The organism is Pseudenhygromyxa sp. WMMC2535, from assembly GCF_011083025.2.
The window spans coordinates 6,930,143-6,956,600 of sequence record NZ_JABJWV010000001.1; the positions used below are offsets into that span (position 1 = coordinate 6,930,143).

The 26,458-nt window shown below is 71.3% G+C and carries 20 protein-coding genes; 13 read left to right on the top strand and 7 right to left on the bottom strand.

Going from position 1 to position 26,458, the window contains the following annotated elements; all coding sequences use genetic code 11:
• The first annotated feature begins 52 nt into the window (after window positions 1-52).
• From G6O69_RS26930 to G6O69_RS26940, 3 genes are read left to right on the top strand one after another with little or no spacing between them, the layout of a single operon-like run.
• A complete protein-coding gene (locus tag G6O69_RS26930) occupies window positions 53-1,081 on the top strand; it encodes an ATP-binding cassette domain-containing protein (RefSeq protein ID WP_172306371.1) in 1,029 nt (342 codons plus the stop codon).
• A 5-nt stretch (window positions 1,082-1,086) separates the two neighbouring features.
• Window positions 1,087-3,315 carry a Gldg family protein gene (locus G6O69_RS26935; protein WP_255216596.1) on the top strand — a complete coding sequence of 743 codons (2,229 nt, stop codon included), beginning with the start codon at window positions 1,087-1,089 and terminating at the stop codon, window positions 3,313-3,315.
• On the top strand, window positions 3,312-5,687 hold the full coding sequence (locus tag G6O69_RS26940) for a hypothetical protein (protein WP_172306373.1): 2,376 nt from the start codon (window positions 3,312-3,314) through the stop codon (window positions 5,685-5,687). Before G6O69_RS26935 ends, G6O69_RS26940 begins: the two co-directional genes overlap by 4 nt.
• A gap of 106 nt (window positions 5,688-5,793) precedes the next feature.
• On the opposite strand, the gene G6O69_RS26945 is transcribed toward G6O69_RS26940, so the two are convergent.
• Window positions 5,794-6,537 carry a hypothetical protein gene (locus G6O69_RS26945; protein WP_172306374.1) on the bottom strand — a complete coding sequence of 248 codons (744 nt, stop codon included), beginning with the start codon at window positions 6,535-6,537 and terminating at the stop codon, window positions 5,794-5,796.
• Window positions 6,538-6,632: 95 nt separating this feature from the next.
• On the opposite strand from G6O69_RS26945, the gene G6O69_RS26950 reads away from it, so the two are divergent.
• Complete coding sequence (locus G6O69_RS26950; RefSeq protein ID WP_172306375.1) at window positions 6,633-8,483, top strand: ABC transporter substrate-binding protein; 1,851 nt, start codon at window positions 6,633-6,635, stop codon at window positions 8,481-8,483.
• A gap of 111 nt (window positions 8,484-8,594) precedes the next feature.
• Here the strand turns inward: G6O69_RS26950 and G6O69_RS26955 are convergent, their stop codons facing one another.
• Window positions 8,595-8,768: a hypothetical protein gene (locus G6O69_RS26955; protein ID WP_172306376.1), complete on the bottom strand. Its 174-nt coding sequence runs from the start codon at window positions 8,766-8,768 to the stop codon at window positions 8,595-8,597.
• A gap of 336 nt (window positions 8,769-9,104) precedes the next feature.
• On the opposite strand from G6O69_RS26955, the gene G6O69_RS26960 reads away from it, so the two are divergent.
• The 8 genes from G6O69_RS26960 (at window position 9,105) to G6O69_RS26995 (ending at window position 20,926) form a co-directional block, all read left to right on the top strand.
• Complete coding sequence (locus tag G6O69_RS26960; RefSeq protein ID WP_172306377.1) at window positions 9,105-10,016, top strand: DUF1732 domain-containing protein; 912 nt, start codon at window positions 9,105-9,107, stop codon at window positions 10,014-10,016.
• Window positions 10,006-10,644 (top strand): guanylate kinase, encoded by a 639-nt coding sequence (gmk, locus tag G6O69_RS26965; RefSeq protein WP_172306378.1) that lies wholly within the window; start codon window positions 10,006-10,008, stop codon window positions 10,642-10,644. Before G6O69_RS26960 ends, gmk begins: the two co-directional genes overlap by 11 nt.
• Window positions 10,641-13,127, top strand: a complete 2,487-nt coding sequence (locus tag G6O69_RS26970; protein WP_176397109.1) for an HD domain-containing protein — start codon at window positions 10,641-10,643, stop codon at window positions 13,125-13,127. The genes gmk and G6O69_RS26970 overlap by 4 nt, the downstream gene beginning before the upstream one ends.
• A 93-nt stretch (window positions 13,128-13,220) precedes the next feature.
• Window positions 13,221-13,361: a hypothetical protein gene (locus G6O69_RS26975; RefSeq protein WP_176397110.1), complete on the top strand. Its 141-nt coding sequence runs from the start codon at window positions 13,221-13,223 to the stop codon at window positions 13,359-13,361.
• A 196-nt stretch (window positions 13,362-13,557) separates the two neighbouring features.
• Entirely contained in the window at window positions 13,558-15,834 is a 2,277-nt protein-coding gene (locus G6O69_RS26980; RefSeq protein ID WP_172306381.1) for a hypothetical protein, read from the top strand.
• Between the two features lie 85 nt (window positions 15,835-15,919).
• Window positions 15,920-16,531 carry a hypothetical protein gene (locus tag G6O69_RS26985; RefSeq protein WP_172306382.1) on the top strand — a complete coding sequence of 204 codons (612 nt, stop codon included), beginning with the start codon at window positions 15,920-15,922 and terminating at the stop codon, window positions 16,529-16,531.
• A gap of 513 nt (window positions 16,532-17,044) precedes the next feature.
• Window positions 17,045-19,525 carry a carbohydrate-binding protein gene (locus G6O69_RS26990; protein WP_172306383.1) on the top strand — a complete coding sequence of 827 codons (2,481 nt, stop codon included), beginning with the start codon at window positions 17,045-17,047 and terminating at the stop codon, window positions 19,523-19,525.
• Window positions 19,526-19,699: 174 nt separating this feature from the next.
• A complete protein-coding gene (locus tag G6O69_RS26995; RefSeq protein ID WP_176397111.1) occupies window positions 19,700-20,926 on the top strand; it encodes an oxygenase MpaB family protein in 1,227 nt (408 codons plus the stop codon).
• Here the strand turns inward: G6O69_RS26995 and G6O69_RS27000 are convergent.
• Together G6O69_RS27000 and tmk are read right to left on the bottom strand one after the other, a co-directional pair.
• Complete coding sequence (locus G6O69_RS27000) at window positions 20,899-21,489, bottom strand: PDZ domain-containing protein (RefSeq protein WP_176397112.1); 591 nt, start codon at window positions 21,487-21,489, stop codon at window positions 20,899-20,901. The genes G6O69_RS26995 and G6O69_RS27000 overlap by 28 nt on opposite strands.
• 39 nt (window positions 21,490-21,528) lie before the next feature.
• A complete protein-coding gene (tmk, locus tag G6O69_RS27005; RefSeq protein ID WP_172306386.1) occupies window positions 21,529-22,170 on the bottom strand; it encodes a dTMP kinase in 642 nt (213 codons plus the stop codon).
• Between the two features lie 104 nt (window positions 22,171-22,274).
• On the opposite strand from tmk, the gene G6O69_RS27010 reads away from it, so the two are divergent.
• A complete protein-coding gene (locus tag G6O69_RS27010; protein ID WP_176397113.1) occupies window positions 22,275-23,411 on the top strand; it encodes a hypothetical protein in 1,137 nt (378 codons plus the stop codon).
• 73 nt (window positions 23,412-23,484) lie between these two features.
• On the opposite strand, the gene G6O69_RS27015 is transcribed toward G6O69_RS27010, so the two are convergent.
• The 3 genes from G6O69_RS27015 to G6O69_RS27025 all read right to left on the bottom strand — a co-directional run bounded on the left by G6O69_RS27015 (window position 23,485) and on the right by G6O69_RS27025 (window position 26,385).
• Window positions 23,485-25,335, bottom strand: coding sequence for a hypothetical protein (locus tag G6O69_RS27015; protein WP_172306387.1), 1,851 nt, complete (start codon window positions 25,333-25,335; stop codon window positions 23,485-23,487).
• 229 nt (window positions 25,336-25,564) lie between these two features.
• Entirely contained in the window at window positions 25,565-25,903 is a 339-nt protein-coding gene (locus tag G6O69_RS27020; RefSeq protein WP_172306388.1) for a PilZ domain-containing protein, read from the bottom strand.
• Between the two features lie 95 nt (window positions 25,904-25,998).
• Window positions 25,999-26,385, bottom strand: a complete 387-nt coding sequence (locus G6O69_RS27025) for a hypothetical protein (RefSeq protein ID WP_172306389.1) — start codon at window positions 26,383-26,385, stop codon at window positions 25,999-26,001.
• Between the last annotated feature and the right edge of the window lie 73 nt (window positions 26,386-26,458).

The window sequence follows — 26,458 nt, forward strand, 5'->3', positions numbered from 1 at the left end:
CCCTTACTCGCAGCTGGGCTTCGCGGTACACCTCGGGGCGCTCGGGCCGACCATGACCATCGGATCATCGCCAGCCTCCCTCGAGGTCAGCGGGCTGACCTTCCGCTACCCCGGATCCCAGGATCCGGCGCTGCGCGAGGTCGGCTTTCGCGTGAACCCGGGCGAGCGCCTCGGGCTGCTCGGCCCAAACGGCGCCGGCAAGTCCACGCTGATGCGGATCCTCTGCGGCTACCTGCCCGTGCCCCGGCGGCGGGGCACCGTGGTCCGCGTCGGCGACCTCGACGTGGCCACGGACTCCCTGGCCGTGCGCGAGATCGTCGGCTACCTGCCGGAGCAGGTGCCGCTCTATCAGGAGCTCCGGGTCCGAGAGCACCTGGAGTTTCGCGCGAGCGTCAAAGGGATCCGGCGTCGCGCACGCCGTGACGCCGTGGAGCAGGTGGTCGCGCTCTCGGGCCTCGAGGGCATGCTCGAGACCCCGATCGGGCGGCTCAGCCGCGGCTATCGCCAGCGCGTGGGCATCGCCGACGCGCTCCTGGGCGCGCCGCCGCTGGTCGTCCTCGACGAGCCCACGGTCGGCCTCGACCCCAACCAGGTCCAGGGGATCCGCACCATGCTCAAGAACCTCGGGGGCGCCCAGACGCTGATCTTCTCCTCGCACATCCTGGCCGAGGTCGAGGCGCTGTGCGACCGCATCGTGATCCTCTCGCGCGGCGAGGTCGTGGCCGACGAGAGCGTGCGCGAGGCGCTGTCGGGGAACACCCTGGTGATCGAGTGGGCCACGGAGGGCGGGGCGTCCGGTCCGCGCGCCTGCGTGGAGTCGGCCTGGGCCCAGCTGGGCGTCGCCGACCCGCTCCGCCTCGAGCTCGAGCCGCGCGAGGGCATGGTCCGGGCCACGGTGATCGCCGACGGCCCGATCATCGACGCCCTGGCCGCGGCGGTCGGCAAGGCCAGCTTGGCGGCGGGCCTGGCGGTGACGCGCCTCGAGCCCGGGCGCCGGCGCCTCGAGCAGCGCTTCGCCCGGGTCACGGGCTTCCGCGAAGACGGCCTGCGAGACAGCGGCCTGCGGGAGGGCGGCGCGTGAGCGCGATGATCCGACGCGTGGTCGCCTGGCTGCGGGGCACGGCGGCGGTCTGTCGCCGGGAGCTGCTCTCGCTCTTCGTCACGCCGCTGGCCTACCTGGTCGGCACGCTCTTCCTGCTCAACCAGGGCTGGAACTTCTCGCTGCTGCTCCAGGTGCTCAACGATCCCCTGGCCGCCCGCGGCCCGGTGATGCAGTTCTACTTCGGCGGCAGCTTCTTCATCTTCTGGCTGCCGGTGGTCTTCATCTGCTCGGCGATCAGCATGCGCCTGGTCGCCGAGGAGCGCCGCCAGGGCACCCTCGAGGCCCTGCTCACCGCGCCCCTCGAGCCCTCGCAAGTGATCATCGGCAAGTACCTGGGGGCGCTGGCCTTCTACGCCGCGCTGTGGCTGCCCACGGGCAGCTTCTACCTGCTGCTGCGCGGGGCCGCCGGCCCGACCATGGCCCCGGACATCGGGCCGATCCTCTCGGGCTACCTGGGCGCGATGCTCTGCGGCGCGAGCTTCCTGGCCGTGGGTCTGGTGTTCTCGGCCTTCGCCCGCAACCAGCTCGCGGCGGCGATCGGGACGTTCGTCAGCTGCACGATCGTGCTGCTCGCCGGGCTGCTCACCGATCAGGTCGAGCTGTGGCTGTCGAAGATCATCGGCCGGACTTCGCTGCTGGCGATGATGCAGGAGCTCGCCCAGGGCATCGTCGACGGCCACTGGATCTGGCTGCACCTCGCGGTGGTGGTCGCGGCCATCGCCCTGGCGATCGTCGCGGTCAACCCGCGGCGCGACTGGCAGTCCTTCACCCAGGCAGCGCTGACCTGCGTGGCCGCCGGGCACCTCGCGGTCTTCGCTGGCAACCACAGCGAGCGCGGGGACTGGACGCGGGACCAGGTCTACACGCTCTCGGAGCGGGCCAAGGACGTGCTCGTCCAGCTCCAGGGCCCCATCGACGTGATCGTGCTGGCGCCCGCGACGATCGGCGGCGGGCGTCAAAACCCCGTCCGCGGCGAGCTGCGCGAGGTGCTCGCGCGCATGGCCGCCGTGTCCCCGGCGCTGCGCGTGACCCTGGTCGACCCCGACGTCGAGCGCCAGGAGGCCGAGCGCCTGGTCGACGACTTTGGGCTCAGCGGCCGCGAGCTCCCCGACGGCGTGGTGCTGATCCGCGCCGGCCAGGGCACCGAGCTGCGCCGCGCCCACCTGCTGCCCGGCGACCTCGTCACCTACGCCACGGGCCCCGAGGTCCAGGCCAACGGCCCGCGGGTCAAGTCCTTCCGCGGCGAGGAGGCCCTGCTCGGCAAGTTCCTCGAGGTCTCGGATCCCCGCAAGGTCACGGTCTGCTACACGCAGGGCCACGGCGAGCCGGCCTTCGACGACCTCCAGCCCTTCAACGGCTACGCCCACCTGCGCGACCTGCTGCGCGACGCCAACCTCGACACGCGGGTCGCCGATCTCGACGGCGAGCGCGGCCTCGACGGCTGCGACCTGCTGCTCGTCGCCGGACCCCAGGGCGCGCTTCCCCAGACCCACGTCGAGGCCGTGCGCCGCTACGCCGAGCAGGGCGGCGACCTGCTGATCCTCGCGGGGGCCGTGTTCGCCCGCGGCAAGCCGGCGCTGGTCACCCACGGCCTCGAGCCGCTGTGCGCCGAGCTCGGGATTCACTTCGGCGATCGCGTTGTCGTCGACACCACGCCCGTGCCCGGGGCCTCGGACCTGCTCTCCTTCACCCTCCAAGACGGCTGGGCCGACCACCCCGCGGTGCGCAGCCTGGCCTTCGAGCCGGTGGCCTTCTTCAACGCCCGCGAGCTGCGGGTCGACCGTGACGCGGAGGTGCTGCTCGCGACCAGCGCGCGCGGCTGGGCCGAGGCCGGCATCGAGGACCTCCAGCAGGGTGGGCTGGTGTCCTACGACGAAGCGCTCGACCACCGCGGCCCGATCCCGGTGATCGCCGCGGCCGAGCGCGCGGCGACAAACACCCGGGTGGTGGTGGTCGGATCCGACGAGCTCGCCCTCAACGCCTGGCTGCGCGAGGACGTGGGCTACTCCCGAGGGCGAGACTTGATCCTCAACCTGATCGGCTGGCTGACCCAGCGCGAGGTCCTGCTGGGCATCCGCCCCCGAGACCGCGAACACGTCAAGCTGGTGCTCTTGCCCGAGCAGCTGCGTCGCATGACCTGGATGTGCCTGTTTGGGCTGCCGGGCTTCGCGATCGGTGTGGGCCTGCTGGTGCTGTGGAGGCGCCGCAAGTGAGCGACGAACGCAGCGGGGAGCGTGCGCGCGAGGACGACGCGGCTCACGAGGCAGCCCACGAGGCAGCCCACGAGGCGGCCCGCGATGTGGGCAGTGAGCTGATCCGCGGGCTGCGACCGCGGCCGGCGACCCTCGTGACCCTGGCGGCCGCCCTCGCCGGCGTGTTCTTGGCCTGGGCGGATCCCTTCCACGAGCCCGAGGACCGCGCGCTGGTCGTGTCCAACAAGACGGGCGCCCGGCGCCTGTTCCCGACCCTGGTCGACGCCGATCCGGCCAAGGCCACCGTCGAGCTCCAGGGCCCCGATCGCCCCCTGGTTCGCCTGGTCCCCGGGCCCGAGGGCGGGCACCAGGTCCTGCGCGACGAGGTCCTGCTCGGGGCCGTGGATCACGACGACTTCGAGCTTTTGTGGTCGACGCTGCGCATGGCCACGATCCTGCGCAAGCTCGGGCGGGCCGACCTCGATCCCGAGGCCCGCAAGATCGGCCGCCAGGGGGTCGTGCGCATCAGCCTGCCCGATGAGAGCTTCACCCTCGCGCTCGGGGCCGTGGTCGCCAACGGCGGCGTCTATGCCCAGCTCGACGGCGAGGCCGAGCCCTGGGTGGTCGAGCAGTCTCTGGCCTGGCTCGTCGAGCAGCCGGCCCAGGCCTGGCTGACCGAGCGGCTCTTGGACCTCGAGCCCGAGCGGGTCACGGGCTTGGCCTGGGGCGGGGGAGACGGCGAGGGCTCGGCGATGCTCGCCCGCGGGGCGGACGGCTTTTGGCGGGTGCGGGCCGGCGGCGCGCCGGCGCTTTTGTCCAGCGAGGCCGTGGACTTCCGCCTCGAGCGGCTGCTCCGGGCTCAGCTCGATCCCTTCCTCGAGCGCGACGTGGTCCCGGCCGAGTCGCTGCGCCCGTGGCTGGCGGTCACCGAGGGCGAGGGGCGCACGCGGACCTTGCTGGTCGGCGGCGCCTGCCCAGGTCACCCCGATCGCCGCCTGGTCGATCGCGGCCCGGGGCTCTTTGGCTGCCTGCCCGCCGAGGAGATCGAGCGCTGGCCGCTGCCCGGCGAGGCCCGGGCGGACGAAGGCGGGAGCCTGCTCGAGCCGCGGCTGGTGCCCCACGAGTACGGCCGCGTGGTGCAGATCGACCTCGAGGGCCCCGTCGAGCGCACGCTGGTTCGGCGAGCGGGGGAGTGGACGCTGGTCGAGGACGCGGCCAGCGAAGAGGTCTCGCGCGACGAGGTCCGGCGCTGGTACGGCGCGCTCGCTCGCGTCGAGGTGGCCGCGCTCGCCGAGGGCGCGGGCCAGGGCGAGGGCGCGGACGCGGACGCGGACGGCGTCGAGCCTCCGGGCAAGCCGGGCAAGTCGGGCAAGCCGGGCAAGCCGGGGGAGGGCGATCCAGCGGACGCGCCGAGCTTCAGCCCCGACCTGAGCCTGGTGATCCACGCCGACACCAACGAGCGCCTGCGGGTGCGCTGCGCGACGAGCTCCGAGCCGGTGGTCTGCGTCCGCGACGACGGGCCGATGCTGCGGGTGCTCGGCGAGCTGCCCGAGGGCCTGGTCTTCGACGCGGAGACCTTCGCCGAGCGGACCTTGGTCCACGTCGAGCCCGGCGAGGTCCGAGGCGTGGAGATCCTGCCGGGCGCCGGCGGACGCAGCGTGCGTCAGAGCGCCCACCTCGACATGGGCGTGTGGCAGCTCGACTCGCCCGTGCACGTCGACGGCAGCGCGGCCATCGACGAGGTCCGCCTCGAGACCGTGCTGTGGGCCCTGGGTCGGCTGCGCGCGGCTCGGTGGGTCGAGGCGCCGGTCGAGGCCCCGCTTCGCCAGGTGATCGCCGAGGTCCTGCCCGAGCGGGGCGAGCGACACACCGCCGCGCTCACGCTCTATCCCGGCTGCGTGGTCGAGATCGACGGCCACCGCCCCGCGCAGATCAGCGCGGCGGCCTGCGAGGCCCTCTCGGAGGACCTGCTCTTCGACGATCCGCTGCGCTTTTGGCTCGAGCGGGCGCGCAGCGTGGAGATCGCCCAGGGGGACGCGCGGGTGTTCCTGGTCCGCGAGCGCGATCGTTTCTTGGCCCAAGACGGCGGCGAGCTCGACGACGAGGCGCTCTCCGAGCAGCTCGCGGCGTGGATCGACTGGCGCTCCGCGGGCCTGCGCGCAGGCGACCCGCCCGGCTCGGCCCACACCCAGCTGGACATCCGCCGCGACGCCGGCACGCGGGTGCAGGTCGAGCTCGGCGATGGTTGGCTGCGCCTGGCCGACGCCGACTGGTACTACCTCGAGCGCCCCGAGGGCGAGGGCGAGGGCGAGGGCGAGCCGGCGGGCGGCGATGGGCTCGAGGGTGAGGACGCCTCGCCGAGCTTCGATCCGGGCGCGATCGAGATCGACTGAGGGCTCGGGCCCGGAAATTGAAGAACCCGCCGCCGGCAGCTGCCAGGGGCGGGTTCTCGATATCGCCAGCGTCGTGGTGAGAGCGGTGGCCAGAGCAGGGGAGGGCTCAGTCGCCCTTCTTCTTCTTGAGCTTCTCGGCCTCTTCGCGCATGCGATCTTGCATCTCGCGGTTCTGCTCCTCCTCCATGGCGACCGTCTTGGGGTGCCAGCTGGAGTTGGGCGGGGAGATCCAGGTCTCTTCGCCGCTCTCGGGGTCCGTGACCTTGTAGGACACGAACTCGAGCAGGCCGTTGTCGTGGGCGAAGCCGGAGTCGGAGAAGCGCTTGAACTTGCCCTTGATGGTGTACTCCTTGCCGAGCTCGACGACGACGAGGGGCTCTTCCTCCCAGAGCTTCTGGGTGTCCTCGTCCCACTCGGGGATCGGGAAGTAGTAGTTGACGACCATCATCGCCCGCTTCTTGCCCTTGGAGTCGGCCTTGTCGGTGATCCAGAAGTGGGGCTGCTTGCCGGGGGGGCACAGCTCGCCCTCGGGGCACTCGGGGGGCACGTAGATCTCCTGGACCCAGCCCTTGACGATCACCTCTTCGCCGCTCTCGCCACGCTTGAGGTTCTCGTCGATGTCCTTGCGCAGGCCGAAGATCGAGTAGGTCTCGTCTTCGTAGCGAACGGGCGCGCGGGCCTCGTCGAAGTCGGGGGAGCCGGGGAGCTCGACTTGGATGTTGGGGAGGACCTCCTCCTCGGGGCCGGCGGCCTGCTCTTGCTTGTCGGTGCAGGCGCCGAGCGGGGCCGCGAGCAGCAGGGCGAGGAGCGGAGCGTGTGCGAGCGTGGCAGACGTCTTGAGGAGCTTCATCGAGGGGGTGCCTCCGGGCCAATGTGACCGCGAAGGCTCGTTTATCACGCCATGGAGCGAAAAGTCCATGGCTGAGAGTTGACTGCCGGGGCAGCATGGCCGAACAAAGCGAGGTGGGGACTCGGGTGCGCACGCTGATCGCCTGTGGGGTGCTCGCTCGGGGCGCACTTGCCTGTGGATCGGGCGCGGGCGCGGGCGAGAGCGCTGCCGAGGACGCGGTCGAGAGCGCTGGCGAGGGCGCCGATGCTGGCAGCGAGGCGAACGCGGCCGAAAATGCTGGTGAGGGCGCCGACGAAGATGTCGAGCGCGAGGCAGAGCGAGCCGCGGATCCCGCGCTGAATGAGCCGATCACCGTGGGTCTGGCCCAGCTGCCGCGGAAATTCGATCCCCTCGGTGACATGGAGCCCTGGGCCATGCGCATCGCCGACGACCTGGTCTTCGAGGGCCTGGTTCGGCGCAGCGGCGACCGCTACCCCTGGGTGGAGCCGGCGATCGCCGATCGCTGCGAGGTCGATCGCGAGTACGCGGTCGCCACGGTCACCTGTCACGTGCCCGCGGGGATCCGCTTTCACGACGGCAGCGAGCTGACGATGGCGGACGTCGAGTACTCGCTGGACTACTGGCTCGACCCGCGGCGCAGCTGGTCGCGCGAGCGCAACGGGCTGCCAACTTTCGATCGTGTGGAGATCGTCGACGGGCCCCGGGGCGCGCCAGCCAGCGAGCGGGATCCCGGTCGCTGGGTCCAACTGGGCTTCGACAAGCGCGAGCCGCTGGCCCTCGAGGCTCTGGCGGCGATCAAGATCGTCCCGGTGTCCGCGCACCGCGGTCGAGAGTCGCGCTTCGCCCAGGATCCCGTCGGCACCGGGCCGATGGCGATCACCACCCTCGAGGCCGATCGCGTGATCCTCGAGCGCTTCGAGGACTTCCACGAGCCCGCGCGCGCGGTGCCCTCGGGCAAGCTGATCTTCCGGGCCATCGACGACGGCGCGGAGGCGCTGACGGCCCTGCGCCGCGGCGAGATCCAGCTGCTGCCCGAGGTCGCGCCGGTCCACGTACCGGTGGAGCTGGGCAAGCCGGGCATGGCCGGGCGCTTCCAGGCCTGGCTGGTCAGCCCGGCGCGCTACGACCTGCTGATGTGGAACGTGGGCAAGGGGCTCTCGGGCGAGCTGGGGATCCGCTCGGCGCTCCATGACGCCGTGCCTTACTCGGCCATCGCGCGCAACGTCTATCGCGCGCCCGGGCTGCCCGTGGAGGCGCCGGTGGATCTCCACGAGCCCACGCCCATCGACCTCGACGCCCTCGCCGACATCAAGGCCGGGGAGGCCGTGCGCGGCGGCCTGCTCGAGATGCCCGCGCTCGACGACGACGCGCGCGCGGCCCTGGGCGCGGCCGCAGCCCTGGACGCGCTCGGCTGGCCGCCGGAGGTCCAGGGCTACCGGCGCCGCCCAAACGGCCCGCTGCGGGTGATCCTCACCAACGACGGTCAAGATGGCCGCGCGGCCCAGCTCAGCGCCATGGTCCGCGGTGCCTGGGAGTCCATCGGCGTGCGGGCTCCCCACGGCGCCGTGCCCTGGCGCTTCATGACCGGGACCTTGCGTAAGGGGGAGTACCGCGTCGCGATGCTGCACTTGGCCGGCTACAGCGACGAGGACCTCTTTCACCTGTTCCACTCGCGCGGCGCCCTCAACCTCGCCGGCGTCGCCGACGAGCAGCTCGACACCGCCTTGAGCGACTACCGTGGCGCGCCGGATCGCGCGGCCCGGGACGCCGCCAAGCAGCGCGTCGCCCAGCGCATCGCCGAGCTGCGCGTGGTCTCGGTGCTCTACGCGCCGGCCCACGTGTTGCTCGCCTCGCGGCGGCTCACGGGCGTCGAATTCGTCGATGACCTCCCGCGCCTCGACACCCTCGCGCTCGTCCCCGGCGACATCGACTGGGGCGGGGGCTGAGAGCTCGGGGCGCGGGCGGGCCCAATTACGCAGACAATTACGCAGACCCGCGCGAGGGCGGTCGATCTGGCGGCCGCCGCTCGTCGGGTCTCGAGCGCTGAAGTCGGGCGCTCAAAAGATGTCTTGGATGATCTGCTCTGCCTCGTACTCGAAGTCGAGCTTGGCCAGCATGCGCTCGAGGGCGGGGCAGCGCGGCTCGGTGGAGTCCGGCGCCTCCGCTGCTTGAGCGAAGCTCTGGAGCTGGCTGGGGGTGAACAGAGAGAACAACAGGATCACGCTTGCCATGGGTCTTTTCCTCTCGCGTTGGGCCGCCCGGGTCGAAGGCGGCAGCTCGCTGCTCCTTGGCTTGTACGAGGGGGGCTGCACGTCCGAAAGAAAGCCGCAAGTTCGCCTGGACACGGATGAGCAGGGGTCGCGGACGCGCAGCGTGGGCGCGGGCTCGGCCGGCGATCGGCCGGCGATCGGCCCGCGACGGCGGCCGCCCGCTGGGGCCTTCGATTGGGGCGCGCGCGGAGCCGCGGGGAGGGCGAGAAAAGCGGGCGAGAGCGGGGTCGCGCGGTGCCCCCGGCGATTGCTCAGCGACCGCAAACGGGATACCCATTTGCTGTGCCAATTCGAAGCATGACGGGCTTCGGCCTCGCGGAGCGCGGGTGGAGCGAGCGCGGCGCCACCGTCCGTGTCGAGCTGCGCTCGGTCAACGCTCGCTTCCTCGAGATCAAGATCCGCCAGCCCTTCGACGCCGCGGTCGAGCACGCGCTGCGCAAGCGCGTGGAGGCGCGGCTGGGTCGCGGTCGGGTGGACCTCTCGGTCCGCGTCGAGGGCAGCGTCGGCAGCGAGGGCGATCCCTTGCAGGCGCTGGGTGTCGAGCCCGCGCGCGTCGAGGAGGCCCTCGCGGCGCTCTCGATCCTCGCCGATCAAGCCTATCGCGCGAGCTTTCAGGTCTCGCACCCGACGTCTCTGGAATTGCTGCGCTTTTTGACCTCGCGCGGCGCCTCGCCGGCCAGCTCGGCGCCCGAGCGCGGCGCCCCGGACTTCCTCGAGGCGCTCGTCGACGAGGCCCTGGACAAGCTCGCGGCCATGCGCGAGCAAGAGGGGGCGTCTCTGGCCAGCGTGCTCGGGGGCTTCTTCGACGAGCTCGAGGCCCAGCGTGACGCGCTCGAGCAGGCCCTCGTCGGCGAGGACGAGCGCCTGCTCGCCGGGCTGGTCGAGCGGACCGAGGCCCTGCTCGCGCGTGTCGACGCCGGCACCGTGGAGCGCGAGCGCCTCGTCGCAGAGCTGGCCATCTTGGTCCAGCGCGGCGACGTCAGCGAGGAGCTGGCGAGGATCACCAGCCACCTCGAGCAGGCCCGTGGGGTGCTCGCCGCCCAGGCCGAGGTCGGCCAGGGCAAGACCCTGGACTTCATCGCCCAGGAGCTCTTGCGCGAGGTGACCACGATCGGCAGCAAGATCACCAGCCACCAGGGCAGCGCCACGGTCATCGCGGCCAAGCGCACCATCGAGCGGCTTCGCGAGCAGGTTCAAAATGTCGAGTGAGCGCCCCAGCGGAATTCTGCTGGTCGTCAGCTCCCCCTCGGGGGCGGGCAAGACCACCTTGTGCAACCGGCTGCGGGAGGAGTTCCCAAACATCGGCTTCTCCGTCAGCTACACCACCCGCTCGCCGCGGCCCGGCGAGACCAACGGCGTCGAGTATCACTTCGTCAGCCCCGAGCGCTTCCAGGACATGGCGGCCGCCGACGAGTTTGCCGAGTACGCCATGGTCCACGGCAACATGTACGGGACCTCGGCCCGGCAGGTGGGCGAGGCCCTGGGCTGCGGTCAGGACCTGCTCTTCGACATCGACTTCCAGGGTGGGCGCCAGCTGCGGAACCGCTTCCCCGAGTCGGTGGTCCTGGTCTTCATCCTCCCGCCCTCGCTGCGCGAACTCGAGCAGCGTCTGCGCAGGCGGGCCACCGACGCCGACGAGGTCATCGCCAGGCGTCTCAAAGTGGCTCGCTCCGAGCTCGCCCACTACGATGAGTACGACTTCCTGATCGTGAACGACGACCTGGACACGGCCTACGACGCCCTGCGGGCGGTCTACGTTGCGGCGCTGCATCGCGCGCAGCGTCAGGCGTCTATCGCGCAGCAGCTGATCGAGGGCCAGGAGGCGCTGCCCTGGTGAGCGGGGAGGTGAGCGCCTCCGACTCCGCCCGCGGCTTACGGCCCCACGACTCGGGGCTGGGCCGCGCCGAGACCAGCGGCTCGCGGGAGATCGACGTGCTCGACGTCGGGCACCTCGAGGCCGAGGCTGCCGAGGCCGCCGCCGTCAGCGAGCTCGCCGAGCACGGTCGAGCCGCCGCCGACCCCCACGTGGCCGAGGGCTTCGCCGAGGTCCTGCTGGTCCGCGAGTATCAGCTGCTCCTCGAGGAGGTCCAACGGCGCCTCGGAGACGACGCCGCCGACGCCGTGCGCCAGGCCTACGAGCTCGCCGAGAGCTGCCACGCCGGGCAGATGCGCAAGAGCGGCGACCCCTACCTGGTCCACCCGCTGCGGGTCGCTCGCACCCTCGCGGGCCTGGGCGTCGACGTGTCCAGCGTGATCGCGGGGATCCTCCACGACACCGTCGAGGACTCGGAGCTGACCGTCGTCGACCTCACCGACCGCTTTGGCCGCGAGGTCGCGCTGCTCGTCGACGGCGTCACCAAGCTCGGCAAGGTGCCCTACCTCTCGCGGCGCGAGAACCAGGCCCAGAGCTTCCGCAAGATGCTGGTCGCGATGAGCCGCGACATCCGGGTGCTGCTCGTCAAGCTCTGCGATCGCCTCGACAACATGCGCACCCTCGAGGCGATGTCGGCCTCGAGTCAGCGGCGCATCGCCCAGGAGACCGCCGACATCTTCGCCCCGCTCGCGCGCCTGCTGGGCGTGGACTGGCTGCGCCGCGAACTCGCCGATCTCGCCTTTCGCTACCTCGAGCCCGTCGCCTCCCGGGACATCCGGGCCGAGATGACGAAGATGCTGATCGATGACCCGCAGAACATCGATCGCGGCATCGAGCTGCTCCGCGACGTGTTCATTGGGGGAGATGAGCCCAGCCTCGGCGAGGCGCGCGAGGACAGCGAGCTCGCCCTCGGCGTCGAGGCGCTCCCGGCCTGGTGCGAGGCGACCTTCGGCGAGGTTCGGCTGCGGGCCAACGTGCTCACGCCCCAGGAGGTCCACGAGATCCGCAACCGCGGGCGCAACGTCGAGACCTTGCGCGACATGGTCACCTACCAGGTGATCACCGCCGACCGAAACGCCTGCTACCTGGCGATGGGCCACATCCACGCCTACTTCAAGCCCGTCCCCGGGTCGATCCGCGACTACATCGCGCTGCCCCGGGCCAACCGCTATCAGGGCCTGCACACTCAGGTGCTCGACCGCAAAGGCGTGCGCCTCTACGTGGAGATCCGCTCCCAAGCCATGGACGCGATCGCCGAGCGAGGCGTCGTGGTCGAGCTCCAGCGCGGGCTACAGGCCAGCGAGTTCGGCTGGCTGCGCGAGATGATGGGCTGGCAGGAGCAGGTCGAGGATCCCAACGAGTTCATCGAGGCGGTCAAGCGCGAGCTGTTCGCGGACCAGGTGTTCGTGTTCACGCCGGGGGGCGATCTCAAGACCTTCCCCAAGGGCGCCACCTCCATCGACTTCGCGTTCTCGGTCCACTCCGACGTGGGCCTTCACGCCGCCGGGGCGCGGGTCAACGGGCAGGTCGTCCCGCTGCGCTATCGCCTGCGCCAGGGTGACACGGTCGAGATCCTCACCGATCCCAAGGTCGAGCCGCGTGAGGAGTGGCTGGATCTCGTGCAGAGCTCGCGGGCGCGGGCGCGGATCAAGCACTTCCTGCGCCAGCGCGGGCGCAGCCTGGCCATCGAGACCGGGCGCGAGCTGCTGCGCACGCAGCTCGAGAGCCGCGGGCTGGCACTCGAGCAGCTCGAGGAGCGCGGCGTGCTTCGAGATCGCCTCGACGAGGTGGGGATCTCCAAGGAGCGCGGCGTGGATCGCCTCTACGAGCTCCTGGGGGACGGCGACCTGCGCATCCGCCAGGTCCTGCGCGTCCTCGATCCTCAGCCTGACCCCAGCCAGAGCATGTTCGGCCGGCTGCTCCGGCCCTTCCGTAGGCGCGACAGCTCGGCCGAGCGCGCGCCAGGGGAGGGGGAGGCCGGGGCCCCCTTCGAGATCACCCAGGCGCGCATCGAGGCCGGCGTGGTCCACCTCGCGCCTTGCTGCTCGCCGCTCCCGGGTGACCCCGTGGTCGGCTTTCGCGTGCCCGGCCGCGGCGTCGAGGCCCACGTCGAGGGCTGCCCCGTGGCGGTGGAGCGGGTGACCGAGCGGGTGTTCTTGTGCTGGAGCGACGAGATCGACCTGGAGCGTCCAGTCACCGTGCGTGTGCGCACGGCTAACACCGTGGGGCTGCTCGCGGAGATGAGCCGCGCGTTCTCTTCGACCGGCCTGAACATCAAGCAGGCCAACTGTCGTGCCTACGAGGATGGGCGCTTTGCCCTCAACACCTTCCACGCAACGGTGGGTTCGCTCGAGCACCTCGACCAGCTCTTCGATCACCTGCGCGACATCCCGGGCGTGATCAGCGTCGACCGCGTGTTCGACGGTGACCAGGGCGGGACGCCTTGACACCGAGTCGGGTGGACGATACGAACCCGCCTCCAAACTCCGGGAGCTCGACGAGACATGGCCTCTTTCACGCAAATCACCACGCGTAAGCGCGTGCGCCGGCACAAAAACCAGGGTCACCAGCGGAAGCTGGCCCAGAGCAAGAAGAGCACGCAGAGCTATGACGAGCTCTTCGCAAGCTGCGGGGATCCCGGGCAACCTGCACCGCAGGCCAAGGCCGGCGACGAGGGCTGAGCCCTCGGCGAGCTGACCCTCCCTGGAGGGCGACGGTCGAGGCGAGATGTGAGCGCCTCGGCCGCTGTTTATAGGAATCAGGAATGAACAGACCCGCTACGGCGGGTCTTCTCGTTTCTGTGGCTTGATCGGCCGGCGCGCGAGCGCGTAGTCTGCTCGCGCAACCGCCGGCGCAGCCGCCGGATGTGGAGCAATCATGACGATCGCTGGGCCCGAGCTCTCTCCTGGAACGCAAATCGACGGCTACTCCATCGGCGCCAAGGTTCGGGCGCGATCGGGGGCCTCGACCTACGAGGCTAGCGACAGCGGCGGGGCCGCCTATCACCTCACCGCTCACGCGGCGCAGTGCTTCCCCTCGTCCCTGGTCCGCGAGCGCTCCTTGAGGGAGCTCCGCCAGCTTCAGGGCGTCGATACGCCCGAGGTCGCCCGCGTCTTCGCCTGCGGGAAGCTCGAGGACGGGGGCATCTACGAGGTCGCCGAGATCGTCAGCGGCGCGCCCCTGTCCGAGGCCGGCCAGCTCAGCCGCGAGGTCGTCGCCGCGACGATGACCCACGTCGGCAACGCCCTGACCGCGGCGCAGAAGGTCGGGGTCATGCACCGCAACCTCGGCGCGCACATGATCTTCGGCACGGACCAGGGCCTCAAGGTCGTGGGCTTCGCCGTGGGTGAGCCCCAGGGCGGCGCCGCCTTTGGCCCTCTCGACGCCATCGCGCCGGAGCAGGTCACGGGCAAGGTCGTCGACCAGCGCACGCTGATCTACAACCTCGCCGCGATCACCCACCAGCTGCTCACCGGCGCGCCGCTCTTTCCGGGCAGCCCGGAGGAGAAGCTCGACTTGCACGCCAACCGCGAGGCGGCCGGCATCGATCCCGCGCTCAAGCGGGCGCTGAGCAAGGACGCGCGCATGCGTCCGATGATGCTCAAGCAGTTCCTGGGCGAGCTCGGCAAGCTGGCCGGCGGTGCGGCGACTGGCGCCGGCATCGTCTCGGGTGCAGGCCCGAGTGCGCCGGCTGCTGGCGGCGCGAAGCCTTCGACGCGCGGCTGGACCATGTTCATGGAGGCCCAGGAGGCCGGCGCCGCGCCTGCGTCCGCGCCCGCACCTGCGCCGACACCTGCCGCCGCTGCGCCGGTGCCCGCACCTGCGCCGGTGCCCGCACCTGCGCCGTCATCCGCACCTGCGCCGGCGCCCGCACCTGCTGGGGCGAAGCCCTCGACGCGCGGCTGGACCATGTTCATGGAGGCCGAAGAGGGCGACTCGGCGCCTGCGTCCACGCCTGCACCTGCACCTGCACCTGCACCTGCATCCACGCCCGCGCCGGCGGCCGCACCCGCTGGGGCGAAGCCTTCGACGCGCGGCTGGACCATGTTCATGGAGGCCCAGGAGGGCGACGCCCCGGCAGGGGCGCCCGCTCCCGGCGCGAGCGCGCCTGCTCCGAGCGCCCCGGTCCCCAGCGCTCCAGCGCCCAGCGCCCCGTCTGCGCCGGCACCCGCACCTGCTGGGGCGAAGCCCTCGACGCGCGGCTGGACCATGTTCATGGAGGCCGAAGAGGGCGACTCGGCGCCTGCGTCCACGCCCGCGCCGGCGCCCACCCCAGTCGGTCTGGCGCCCACGCCCGTGCCTGCGCCGGGGAGCGTGCCCGCGCCGGCGCCCACCCCCATCGCGCCCACCCCCGCCGCCCCCGTGTCTGCGCCCGCGCCCGCGGGATCCAAGCCGTCGACGCGCGGCTGGACCATGTTCATGGAGGCCGAGGAGGGCGGCGAGGCTGCCCCCAGCGAGCAGGCCCCCGAGCCTCAGGTGGCTGCGCCAGAGCCCGCGCAGCCGGCCGCCCCCGCGGCGCCCGCGGGGACGAGCAACGCCCCGAGCACGCGCGGCTGGACCATGTTCATGGAGGCTCAGCTGCCCGCGGACGGCAGCTCGGACGCGGCCCCGGAGCAGCCGGCGGCACCGGAGCAGCCCTCGCCCTCGCCCTCGGTGGGGGCCTCGGACGCCAAGGGCTGGACCGTGTTCATGGAGCACCAGTCGGAGCCGACGCCCGGCGAGGTCGCGCCGCCTCGGGCGGAGGCGCCCGCTCAGGCGGAGCCGCCGGTGCAGACGGGACGAACTGTCGAGGCCTACGAGCCCGAGGAGCAGCCGGTGCGGACGGGGCGGACCATCGAGGCCTACGAGCCCGAGCAGCCCGTGGCCGAGCAGCCCGTCGCTGCGGCGGCCCACGAGCAAGCTGTCGCCGCGGCGGCCCCCGAGCCCGTGGTCGAGCAGCCTGCGGCCGTCGCCGAGGCCGAGGTCGACGTGCCCGCATCCGTGCCTGCGATGGCGGCCGTCGAGGCCACGCGCCCGCCGGTCGAGCAGCACCGGCCGATGCCTGCGCCCACGCCCACGGCGGAGATCCAGCCGCAGGGCAAGGGGCCGGGCGCCTACATCGCGGTGGGCGTCGTCGTGGTGATCGTCATCATCTTGCTGGTCGTGTTGCTCTGAGCAGGCCGCAGCCGCGGCTGCGTGGTGATCTCGTCGCGTCGCGCGGGGATGGCTTGGCCCAGGCCGGCCTGATATCCTCGCCGCGATGATCGCCTACGAGGTCCTCGTCCAGACCATCGACGCGTGGAAGGCCGGCGCCACTCCGGTGGCCCCCAACCCGCCGATCCCCTCTTCGATCCCCGAGGTCGTGGCAGAGGTCGACTCTGGCTTCGTCGACATCGACGAGGCCGAGGTCGAGGAAGAGCAGGCCTACGAGGAGTACGCGGACGGCCAGGAGTACGCGGCGGAAGCCCAGTACGCCGAAGGTCAGGAGTACGCGGCCGAAGGTCAGGAGTACGCGGCCGAAGGTCAGGAGTACGCGGTGGAGGGCCAAGAGTACGCGGCCGAGGGCCAGTACGCCGAGGGTCAGGAGTACGCGGCCGAGGGCCAGTACGCCGAGGGCCAGGAGTACGCGGCCGAGGGCCAGTACGCCGAGGGCCAGGAGTACGCGGCCGAGGGCCAGGAGTATGCGGCGGAAGGCCAGGAGTATGCGGCGGAAGGCCAGGAGTACGCGGCCGAGGGCCAGTACGCCGAGGGCCAGGAGTACGCGGCGGAGGGTCAGGAGTACGCGGCGGAGGGTCAGGAGTACGCGGCGGAGGGTCAGGCCTACGTCGAGGGTCAGTACGAAGACGACGACGACGAGACCAACCAGCACTGATCGCCCGGCGCGAATCGCCGAGCCGGATCCACGGATCCCATCGACCTCGACGACGCCACGAGCTGGTGCGCCGGGGTCGTCGCAGGTCTGCTCTCCGCTGGCATGCCGTGCATTCGCTGGGGCGCGCTCAATTGCGTCACAGAGGCGTGTTGTTGGCCTCTGTACACTCCGACCGCATGTCACAGCGTCGGACCGTCACCAACCTCGTCCTGCTCGCGTCCTGCACGATCTCGTTGGGCTGCCCCGGAGGCGAGGGCGCTGCAGACGACGACGTGGGGGCCAGCTCGGGGAGCGAGGGGACGGGCGGCGAGGGGACGGGGACACAGCCGGAGACCGACGACGGCTCGGACACCGACAGCGGGACCACGGGGGGATCCTTGCCTGGAGGCAGACGCTTGCATCTTCGTCTCGCCGGACGGCGACGACGCGAACTCGGGCACGGACCCCAGCGATCCCTTTGCGACCATCCAGCGGGCCGCCGATGTCGCCCAGCCCGGGCAGACGGTGTTCTTGATGGCCGGCGTCTATCGCGAGCAGGTCGAGCTGCCGCGCTCGGGGGAGGCCGGCGCGCCGATCACCTTCGCCGTCTACGAAGACGACGAGGTCGTCGTGACCACGACCGAGCTCGTCGGCGGCTGGGCGCCCGTGGACGGCGATCTCCAGGTCGCCACCCTCGACGACCCCGAGGCGACGCGGCGGACCATGACGATCTTCGTGGACGGCGAGTGGGTCAACGAGGCCCATTGGTCGCCCATGGGCGAGAACGTCAGCCTGCTGCGCAGCGCCGAGTTCCCGACCATCGACGCCTACACGGCGACGACGATCACCGATGCGGCGCTGGTCGGCCTCGAGCTCGACATCGTCGGCGCGCAGATCGGGGTCCAGGCGAACAGCTGGAGCCTGCGCTTTCGGACCATCGTCGACTTCGACGCCGCGACGGGGACCGTGACCTTCGACGAGGCAGTCGACTTCTCCGCGGTCGAGGACAAGAACTACATCATCTACGCCGCCCTCGATGTCCTCGACGCGCCGGGCGAGTGGTACTTCGACGAGGACAGCCGCGAGCTGTTCATGATGGCGCCCGCGGGCAAGGACCTGGCGACGGCCGCGGTCGAGATCAAGACGCGCAGCGACTGCTTCGTGCTTGGCGGCCACGACTACATCGAATTCCGCGGCTTCGAGCTGCGCGGCGGCGACCTCGACATGGGCGGCTCGAGCCACGTGAGCATCGAGGGCGTGAAGATCCGCTTCCCGGACTGGAATTACGGCGTCGGCGGCGATGGCCTGGTCTCGCCCAGCCTGGTCTTCGACGGCTCGGACAACCTGCTGCGCGACAGCGAGATCGAGGGCATCTGCGAGCAGCTGATCACCTCGCGCGGCGCCGACAACCGGGTGATCAACAACCTCTTCCACGACGGCGGCTACAACAACACCGACGGCGCGGCGATCGTCCTCGACGCCTGCGACGAGGGCAACCTGATCAGCCACAACAGCTTTCGGAACTTCGCCCACTCGGTGATCTCGGGCGGGGCCGGCTACCACTTCGTGATCCAGTACAACGAGTTCGAGGCGGCCTGTCAGCTGACCGCGGACGTGGGCGCCGTGGGCTTCGGCAACAGCTCCTACAACAACAGCGTCGTCCACCACAACGTGTTCCACGCCATGCCGGCGATGAGCGCGGGGGTCTACATGGACGCGCTCAGCGCTGACATCGTGATCCACCACAACCTCATGTACGACAGCGCGGCGTGGGGCCTGAAGATCAACCTGCCGAACACCAACATCCTCGTCTACAGCAACACGATCTACGGGGTCGGGACCATCGACGCGGCCTCGTCCACGGAGAACCTGAGCGCGGACGAGACCTACTTTTACAACAACATCTACTCGCACATGTCGACGCGCCTGGTCGACGGGGGGGCCTTCGTCGAGGGCAATTTGGTGGTCCCAGACGACGCGCCCTACGTGGACGCGACCAACCTCGATTTTCGCCTGCGCGATGACGCGGAGGCCATCGACATCGGCGTCGAGCTCCCGGGGATCACCGACGGCTTCACGGGCGCGGCCCCGGACGCCGGCGCGCTCGAGCGCGGCGAGAGCATGTGGGTCTACGGCCACGACTTCGACGACCCGCCGCAGCCCGAGTACAGCTGGACGCTGCTGCCCCACGCCAACCCCGTAGCCAACGGGAGCTTCGAAAACGAGCTCGCCTACTGGGAGGTCGCCGCCGGCGAGCCGCTCGCGGCGACGGTCAACGTCTGGAACTACAAGGACGAGGCCCTGGGCATCTCGGGCTCGCGCGCGCTTCGGCTCGACGCCGGGGACGAGCTCACTCAGGTGGTCACGGGCCTGCGCCCCAACCAGGACTATCAGCTGCGCGCCCGCGCCCGGGTGGTGGGCCCGGACATCCAGATGGAGAGCGCGAGCGAGTCCTCGGCCGGCTACGAGGCCGAGCACTTCGGCAGCGAGTACAGCTACTACGGCCTGAGCGCGGGGCAGTGGTTTCGCTTCGATGAGGTCGACTTCGGCGCGGACACGCCCCGCTACGACGAGCTCCAGCTCGGGGTCAGCCACGACTCGGACATCAGCGTGGAGTTTCGCCTCGACGACCCCGCGGGCGCGCTGATCGCCAGCGGCTCGCACGTGGCCAACGTCGACGCGGTCCGCTGGCACATGATCAAGTCGCCGCTCGCGGACACGACCGGGACCCACGCGCTCTATCTCGTGGTCAACGCGGCCACGAGCACCTCGCACATCGATCGCATCCGGCTGATCGACACCGGCGCCTCATCCAAGGTCACGCTGCGCGTGACGGGCTTCGACGGGGCGGACTCGGTGGCGAGCGCCTCGATCGGCGCCGCGAGCTGGAGCGAGCCCGAGTTCGTGTCGTTCACCACTGGCGACGACCCGGGCGAGATCGGCGTGTCCTCGAGCATGGCCGCCGGGAGCGAGCTGACCGGCTACGTGGAGGCCGTGGGCATCCGCGAGCAGTAGCGACCGGGCTCGCGGCGCTCGGGTCACCGGGGCTCGCGCTTGGCTCGTGCGGCGCAGAACCATGATTCGCCGTGATTCGTCGCCATGGCTGGCATGCGTCATGGCGTGTCAGCGCGCGCCATTCAAAACCGAGTAGTTCGGCGTTGTCGCTCGGATTATGGTGGTCGAAGTCCAATGTCTAGCTCGTTCGATTCACAGCCTTTCATCCCGAGTCGCTTCAGAGAGCCGCTGGAGGGAGACAGCTGGCGGCTGAGGGCGGTCCGCAGGTTGCTGCGGCTCCCGCCGCCGACGAGCGAGCAGCTGTCTCGGGTGCGCGACACCCTATGTGAGGGCGACCCGCTGGCCGACGCGCTCGCGGAGCGCTTCGAGGCGATCGGGGCCGCGCAGGGGAGGAGGCTGCTGACGCGGGCCATCGAAGATGGCATCGAGCGGGTCCCGGAGGCGCCCGAGCCCCTCGTGGCGCTCTTTGCCGCGCTCGATCGCCGACCGGCGTGGGTCGACGACGCCAAGCTCGAGCTCGCCACCGAGGTCGCCGGGCGCGTGGGCATGAGCGGGCTGCAGGTGCTCAGCTGCGTGTCGCTCACGGGGGGCTACCGATCCTCGGCGGCCAACAAGCCGATCGCGCTGACCGGGGCGCTCGAGTCCATGGCCTACCGGCGCCTCGCCGAGACCTCGAAGTTCGTGCTCGAGCTCTACGACTCGCCGACCCTCGCCCGCGACTCCGCGGGCTTTCGAGCCGCGGTGATGGTCCGCGCGCTGCATGCCCTGGTCCGCGCCCGGCTCAGGGCCGACCCACGCTGGCGCGCCGAGGACTGGGGGCTGCCGATCAACCAGGCGGACATGCTCGGCACCAACATGCTCTTCTCCACGGTCTTCGTGCTCGGCCTGCGCGCCCTGGGCCACGTGATCACGGGTCGCGAGGCCGACGCGCTCGTGCACTTTTGGCGCTACGTGGGCTACCTGATGGGGATCCGCGAGGACCTGCTGCCCGAGGACTTCGACGCGGCCTGTCAGCTGGTCTGCCTGTCCCTGGCCACGCAGCCGCCCAGCGACGAGGACAGCCGCGCGCTCGCCCAGGCGCTGCTCTCGGTGCCGCTCTCGCCGGGCCTCGGAGCCTCGGGCCAGCGCCTCGAGCTCGCGTGGCGGGCGAGCTTCTCACGGTTGATGCTCGGCGAGCGCGAGTGTGACGAGCTCGGCCTGCCGCATGGCGGCATGAAGTGGGCGGTGCTGCTCAGCGCGCTGGGCAACGCCGCGACGGAGGCGCTGCGGCTGACGATCCCCGGCGCGGGGGAGGTCATCGCGCGGCAGCGGCGAGCGCAGGTCCGGCGGGTCGTCGAGCGCTCGTTGGCCGGGGTCGCGCCGAGCTACCAGCCCTATCCGGGATCCGCGACCACGGGGTAGCTGCGCTCGTAGTACTCGCCCTCGCGGATCCCCCGGACGTCCACGCTCTCGATCTCGTCGATGCGCGCGAGCAGGTTGCTGAGGTCCTCGGGGGTCTGGAGCGTCGAGCCGTTGACCGAGAGGATGATGTCGCCGGGCTGGAGGTCGCAGCCGGGGGCGCACAGCTCGGGATCTTGGGGCCACAGCCGGGTGATCACCCAGCCTTCGAAGCGGCCTTGGGGTCGGTAGGGCTCGGGGCTGAGGGCGCCGGTGAGGTAGGCGGGGCTCCCGTCTTGGGTCGCGCGGTGCAGCTCGCTGCGATAGATGACGCCCTCGGGGCGGGGGGGCGCCTCGACCTCGCTGGTGCCCTCGGGGGAGGCGGCCTCGCCGGGGTCTTCGGCGGTGTACGAGGGCTCGTCGGAGGCGCCGCCGGGCGAGGGCTGCGGGCGACAGGCGAGCGTCGCAGAGATCAGCCCGAGGCTGGCCACCGCGCGCCGTCGACCCGAGCGTCGTCGGGCGCCCTCCATGCTCGGGGTGAGCCCTCGGGTTGCAAGCTTCGCTCCTGGACGCGGGCGCATGGCCATGGCCGTACCATCGAGGGCGAGGGGGGATCTCGCAAGTTTCTAGAGTCCGCGGCGCAGGAGCTCGGCGAAGATCGCCTCGCCGACGGCCTCGATGCTGGCGCTCGCGTCCACCCGCACCAGGTCGCGCAGCCCCTCGCTCGGCCCGCGCGCGAGGACCTCGGCGTAGCCCGCGGCCAGGCGGCGCTGGGTGGCGGGGAGGTCGAAGCGCTCGACGGCCTCGTCGGTCTGCGCCCGGCGCGAGGCGACCCGGGCGAGGCCGACCTCGGCCGGGAGATCGAAGACGAAGGTCAGGTCGGGCCAGCGCGCCTCTCGGTTGATCGCCCGCACCCACTGGGGGTCACAGTCGAGGGACTGGTAGACCCAGGAGGACACGACGTAGCGATCGCAAAGGACGATCTGGCCGTCGTCGAGGGCGGGCAGGATCTCGCGGCGGAGGTGCTCGAGGCGGTCGGCGGCGAAGAGCAGCGCGAGGCAGGCGGGGTCGACGCTGCGCGGGCGCTCGGGATCGTCGGCGAGGAGCTCGCGGGTCAGGCGGCCGACCGCCCCCGGCGAGGGCTCTCGGGTCTCGACGACCCGGTGTCCGCGGGCGCGCAAGCGCTCGGCGATGAGCCGGCATTGGGTGGTGGTCCCGCTGCCGTCGATGCCTTCGAAGACCAAAAAACGTGGGAGAGGTTCGGTCACGGTGCTGCGCCGTAGTTTGCATCACTGGCGGGCCGGTGGGGTGGGGGAGACGAGGCTCGCGTGCCGTGGCACACTATCGACCGGCGCGCGCGCCGAGGAACACCGTGAGCCAGCCACCGAACTCGAATCAGCCGCCGAACGGCCAGACTCAACTGCAGCCCCATGGTGGACAGCCACAGCAGCCGCAGCCGCAGTACGTGGCAGCTGCGCCCCCGGGGGTCGCGGTGCAGCTGCCGGGTTCGGGGGCACCGCCGGCGTATCCGGTCGGTCAGGGTCAGGCGCAGCAGCCTGGTCAGCCTCAGTATCCTCCGCAGCAAGGCCAGTACCCGCCGCAGCAGGGTCAGCCCCAGTACCCGCCGCAGCAAGGGCAGCCCCAGTACCCGCCGCAGCAAGGGCAGCCCCAGTACCCGCCGCAGCAAGGGCAGCCCCAGTACCCGCCGCAGCAAGGGCAGCCCCAGTATCCGCCGCAGCAAGGGCAGCCCCAGTACCCGCCGCAGCAGGCCCAGGCGCCGCAGCAGGCCCCCGTGCCGCAGCAGGCCCAGGCGCCGCAGCAGGCCCAGGCGCCGCAGCAGGCCCAGGCGCCGCAGCAGGCCCCCGCGCCTGCAGGCCGCAGCGACGAGCTGATCGCCGGCGCAGGCAAGACCGTCTACGAGTTCCGCGGCGACTTCTCCGAGGAGGCGCGCTCCGGCGGCCGCCACCGCACCTTCTACGCAGACGCCAACGACCTGGCGACCCTCGACACCTCGGCCTCGGACCGCCAGGAGAGCAACCTCGAGAGCGGCGGCGCGATGAGCTGGGTGATCGGTGGCCTGGTCGTGGTCATCGTCGGTGGCCTGCTGACCTTCTTCCTGGTCTTCGGCAAGGACGAGGGCGAAGAAGACGCGGCCGAGGCGGACGCGGCCGCCGAGGAGCAGGCCCAAGACGCAGCGGCAGCGGCAGCAGCAGCGGACGCTGCTGCGGCCGAGGTCGCCGCCGACGGGACCACCGAGACCGGCGACGAGACCGGGACCGAGACGGGCACCGCCGACGGGACTGGCGGCGATGCGGCAGCGGCAGCGGCCGAGCCGCCCGCCGAAGAGCCCGCGCCCGCCGAGGAGCCGGCCAAGAAGACTACGACCAAGAAAAAGTCTTCCTCGTCTTCGACCAAGAAGAAGAGCACCACGAAGAAGACCACGCCCTCGATCTCGCCGAGCAAGCCGCCGCGCTCCGGTGGGATCTCGAACCTCCCGGCGCCCGACTGATCCAAGCTGATCCGACCGGCGCCGCGCCGAAAAACGAGGGCTCGAGTCGATGACTCGGGCCCTTCGCGTACGCTCAGCTCGCGCGCTCGGCCGCCGCGGGGCTCAGCGAGCGGCGGATCCGATTGGCGGCGAAGCTGAGCACGCCGAGGCTCGCGAGCAGGGCGAGCACGCCGAGGCCCAGGCGCTTGCGCAGCGTCCCTCCGCTCACGGCGCGATCGAGCTCGAGCTGCGCGAGGGCGCCCGCGACCTCGGGATCGTCGGGCGAGAGGTCCTCGGCGGTGGCGAGCAGCATCCCGCGCCCGCGCAGATCCATGCCGGTGACGCTGGCCTCGAGCAGCAGGGCGTCCACGGTCAGCGCGCTGGCCTGCTCGGGCTCGTCGTCGGCGAGGAGCATGGCGCTCTTGCGCAGGAGCTGGGCCGCGCGGGCGGGCTCGCCGGCTGCGGCGGCCTCCTCGGCCACGGCGATGTAGTGCGGGGCGAAGAGCCGGGCCTCCTCGGCCGTCGGGGCCTCGCCCGTGGTCAGCAAGGTGTCGAGGGTGGCGGCCCCGGCCGCGCGGTCCTGACTCGAGAGCGCCTGGCCGATCAGCTGGTCGCGCCGCGCCGAGCGGCGCTCGTCGAGGCGCTCGAGGTAGACGCCAAACAGGCGCTCGGGCTGGGCCTCGCACTTTGGATCGACGACGCCCCCAGCCATGTAGAGATCACACTCGTCCTCGAGCAGCTCCGGGGCCTCGGCGGCGAGGCGCTCGCGGATCGCCAGGCGAGCGTGCTCGCGGTAGCTGAGCTCGGCCTTGCGCTCGGTGGTCTGGCCGCCGAGCAGGCGGATCGACTTTCGTCGGGCGCGGGGCAGCGGTCCGACCACGTAGGCCTCGAAGGCCTCGCGGGCGGCGGCGCGGATCCCCGGCTGGTCGGCGTCGACGAAGTCGAGGAGCAGGGGCGCGGCTTCACCCTCACGGACCACGCCGTAGGCCGAGAGCACCGCGGCGAGCAGCCGGCGGTCGTCGGATACGGCGTCGATGGCCCGCTGCGGGTGGAGGCGGTCCATGCGGTCGAGGCAGACCGTCGCGTACTCGGCCCGGCGCTCGGGCGTGGAGCCCTCCTTGGCGTCTTCGGGCGGAAAGGACTCGCGCAGGAGCGCCGGGATCGCGGGGTCACCCAGGGCGTCGACGGCCCGGCCGACCTCGTCGCGGAAGGTGCCGTCGTGGACGTAGGCGGCGTCGAGCAAGGTGACGACGATCTCGTCGACGAGGGCGGGCTGCTCCGCGGCGATCTTGGCGGACGCGCGCAGCAGGGCGGCGGTCAGCAGCACGTCGCGGTAGACCGGGCGCAGGGCCTTGGAGATCCGCGCCGTGGGCAGGCCGAGGAGGTCCTCGTACCAGTCCTCGGACAGGCGCACGCTGTAGCCGTGGGCCTTCTTCCAGTGGAGGTCGAAGTAGCCGTAGCGGTTGGGGACGTCGCCGCCGATGACCCCCAGGACATGCTTGTACTCGCGCTTTGGACGCTCGCGCTCGGTCGACAAGATGGCCTGGATCTCGGGCCACAATTCCGGGCCGGCCTCGGCGAGGTTGCGCACGGGCACGCCCAGCTCGTCGATGGCGCCCTCGCGCACGGCGTGGACCAGGGCCGAGAAGGCCTTCTGGTCCCGGGGCGGCTTGGGCTCGAAGTCGATGGGGAGCTCGGGGGCCTTGTCCGTGGCCTGCTCGTCGGTCGCGCGCCGAGCGGGTGCGAAGTCCTCGCGCTCGGCCCACCAGGTCTCGACGATCTCGACATAGAGCGCCGCCCGCTCGGCGATCGCGGCAGGGGAGGGCGCCTCCTGCTTCGCTCGGAAGCTCTCGCCCACGCGCGTATCGATGACCACCTCCGCGGGGGCATCGGCGCACCCGATCAGGCTCAGGGCGAGGAGCGTATCGATCGGCCAGCGGCGCACCCCCTCGCGCTAGCGCAGGGCGAGGCGTGGGGGAAATTTTCGGCTTGGTTTTGGCCTGTCTCGGCTGGCAGCCCAACGCCAAAGAGGCGGCCTCGCTGCTCGCGGGCCGCCCCCTGAGGCGCTCTTGGATGTTGGATCTCAGAGCTATTTTTATTGTTTTAAATCAAAGTCTTGGGTTGGATTATGAAAGCTATTGATGAGGGTGCTGGCGCCCTCGTCGGGCCGTCGATCAGTGCAGGCGGTCCCGGGGCACCGGCGCGCCGACCTCGGGGACGAAGCGCAAGAAGCGAAGCCCCACCCCGGTCAGCCCGCGCAGCTCATCACCCTCGGCGTAGTGCACGTAGTAGTGGTTCTGGACCCGGGCGATGGCGCAGATCGCAGCGTCGTCGTCGGGCAGGGAGAAGCGCACGATCACCTTGGTGCGCAGGGGCATGGGCTCGGCCATCTCGACGAACATGCCCGTGGCCGAGATGTTGCGGGCGACGTGCCACTGATCCCCGAGCTCCTCGGTGGAGATCAGCACCCGGAAGATCTTGTCGATGCGTGTGGCTGTGCGTCGCTCCTGCATGGACAAATCTTCCGATGGTATGTGGATGAAATCAAAAATACTACATGTAGCACATGCTCTAATGAGCAGCTATGTCTGGCATGAGCGTCGGCTGTTCAGTCCAGGAGCATGAGCAGGCCCCAGGCCGCGAGGATCTTGGCGAGGCCGACGATCAGCCCGAGCACCGCCAAGAACGCGCCGATCCCTCGGGACAGGGGGCGGCCGGGCATGCGGGCGAAGGCCAGGGCGAAGATGCCGACGCTGGCGGCCGGCCACGCGGGGAGTCCGCCCTCGACCCAGTCGCCGCTGGCGGGGAGGAGGATCAGCACGGCCCAGGTCGCGCTGGCGAGGCCGAGGATCAGGGTCAGCCAGCCGAGGTCGCTGGCGGCCGCCGGATCTGCGGACTCTCCGCGCTCGGATGCCTCTCCCGACCGCCCGCCGCGGGCCGAGCTCGACTCGGCGTCGCCCTCGCCTCGGGTCCTTGCTCCGCGCTCGCCGCTCACCGGCGGGAGTGTAGGGCCGCGGGACCCGACTTGTCAGCTGCGCACAATTGACGAATATCCCGGGCTCACGAGA

Bases quoted from the DNA above. Each gene is read 5' to 3' on its own strand.
- G6O69_RS26980 (WP_172306381.1), top strand. From the start codon at position 13,558: ATGACGATCGCTGGGCCCGAGCTCTCTCCTGGAACGCAAATCGACGGC.
- G6O69_RS26935 (WP_255216596.1), top strand. From the start codon at position 1,087: ATGATCCGACGCGTGGTCGCCTGGCTGCGGGGCACGGCGGCGGTCTGT.
- G6O69_RS26930 (WP_172306371.1), top strand. From the start codon at position 53: ATGACCATCGGATCATCGCCAGCCTCCCTCGAGGTCAGCGGGCTGACC.
- G6O69_RS26950 (WP_172306375.1), top strand. From the start codon at position 6,633: ATGGCCGAACAAAGCGAGGTGGGGACTCGGGTGCGCACGCTGATCGCC.
- gmk (WP_172306378.1), top strand. From the start codon at position 10,006: ATGTCGAGTGAGCGCCCCAGCGGAATTCTGCTGGTCGTCAGCTCCCCC.
- G6O69_RS26960 (WP_172306377.1), top strand. From the start codon at position 9,105: ATGACGGGCTTCGGCCTCGCGGAGCGCGGGTGGAGCGAGCGCGGCGCC.
- G6O69_RS26955 (WP_172306376.1), bottom strand. From the start codon at position 8,768: ATGGCAAGCGTGATCCTGTTGTTCTCTCTGTTCACCCCCAGCCAGCTC.
- G6O69_RS27000 (WP_176397112.1), bottom strand. From the start codon at position 21,489: ATGGCCATGCGCCCGCGTCCAGGAGCGAAGCTTGCAACCCGAGGGCTC.
- G6O69_RS27020 (WP_172306388.1), bottom strand. From the start codon at position 25,903: ATGCAGGAGCGACGCACAGCCACACGCATCGACAAGATCTTCCGGGTG.
- G6O69_RS26945 (WP_172306374.1), bottom strand. From the start codon at position 6,537: ATGAAGCTCCTCAAGACGTCTGCCACGCTCGCACACGCTCCGCTCCTC.
- G6O69_RS26995 (WP_176397111.1), top strand. From the start codon at position 19,700: ATGTCTAGCTCGTTCGATTCACAGCCTTTCATCCCGAGTCGCTTCAGA.
- G6O69_RS26990 (WP_172306383.1), top strand. From the start codon at position 17,045: ATGGCCGGCGTCTATCGCGAGCAGGTCGAGCTGCCGCGCTCGGGGGAG.
- G6O69_RS26985 (WP_172306382.1), top strand. From the start codon at position 15,920: ATGATCGCCTACGAGGTCCTCGTCCAGACCATCGACGCGTGGAAGGCC.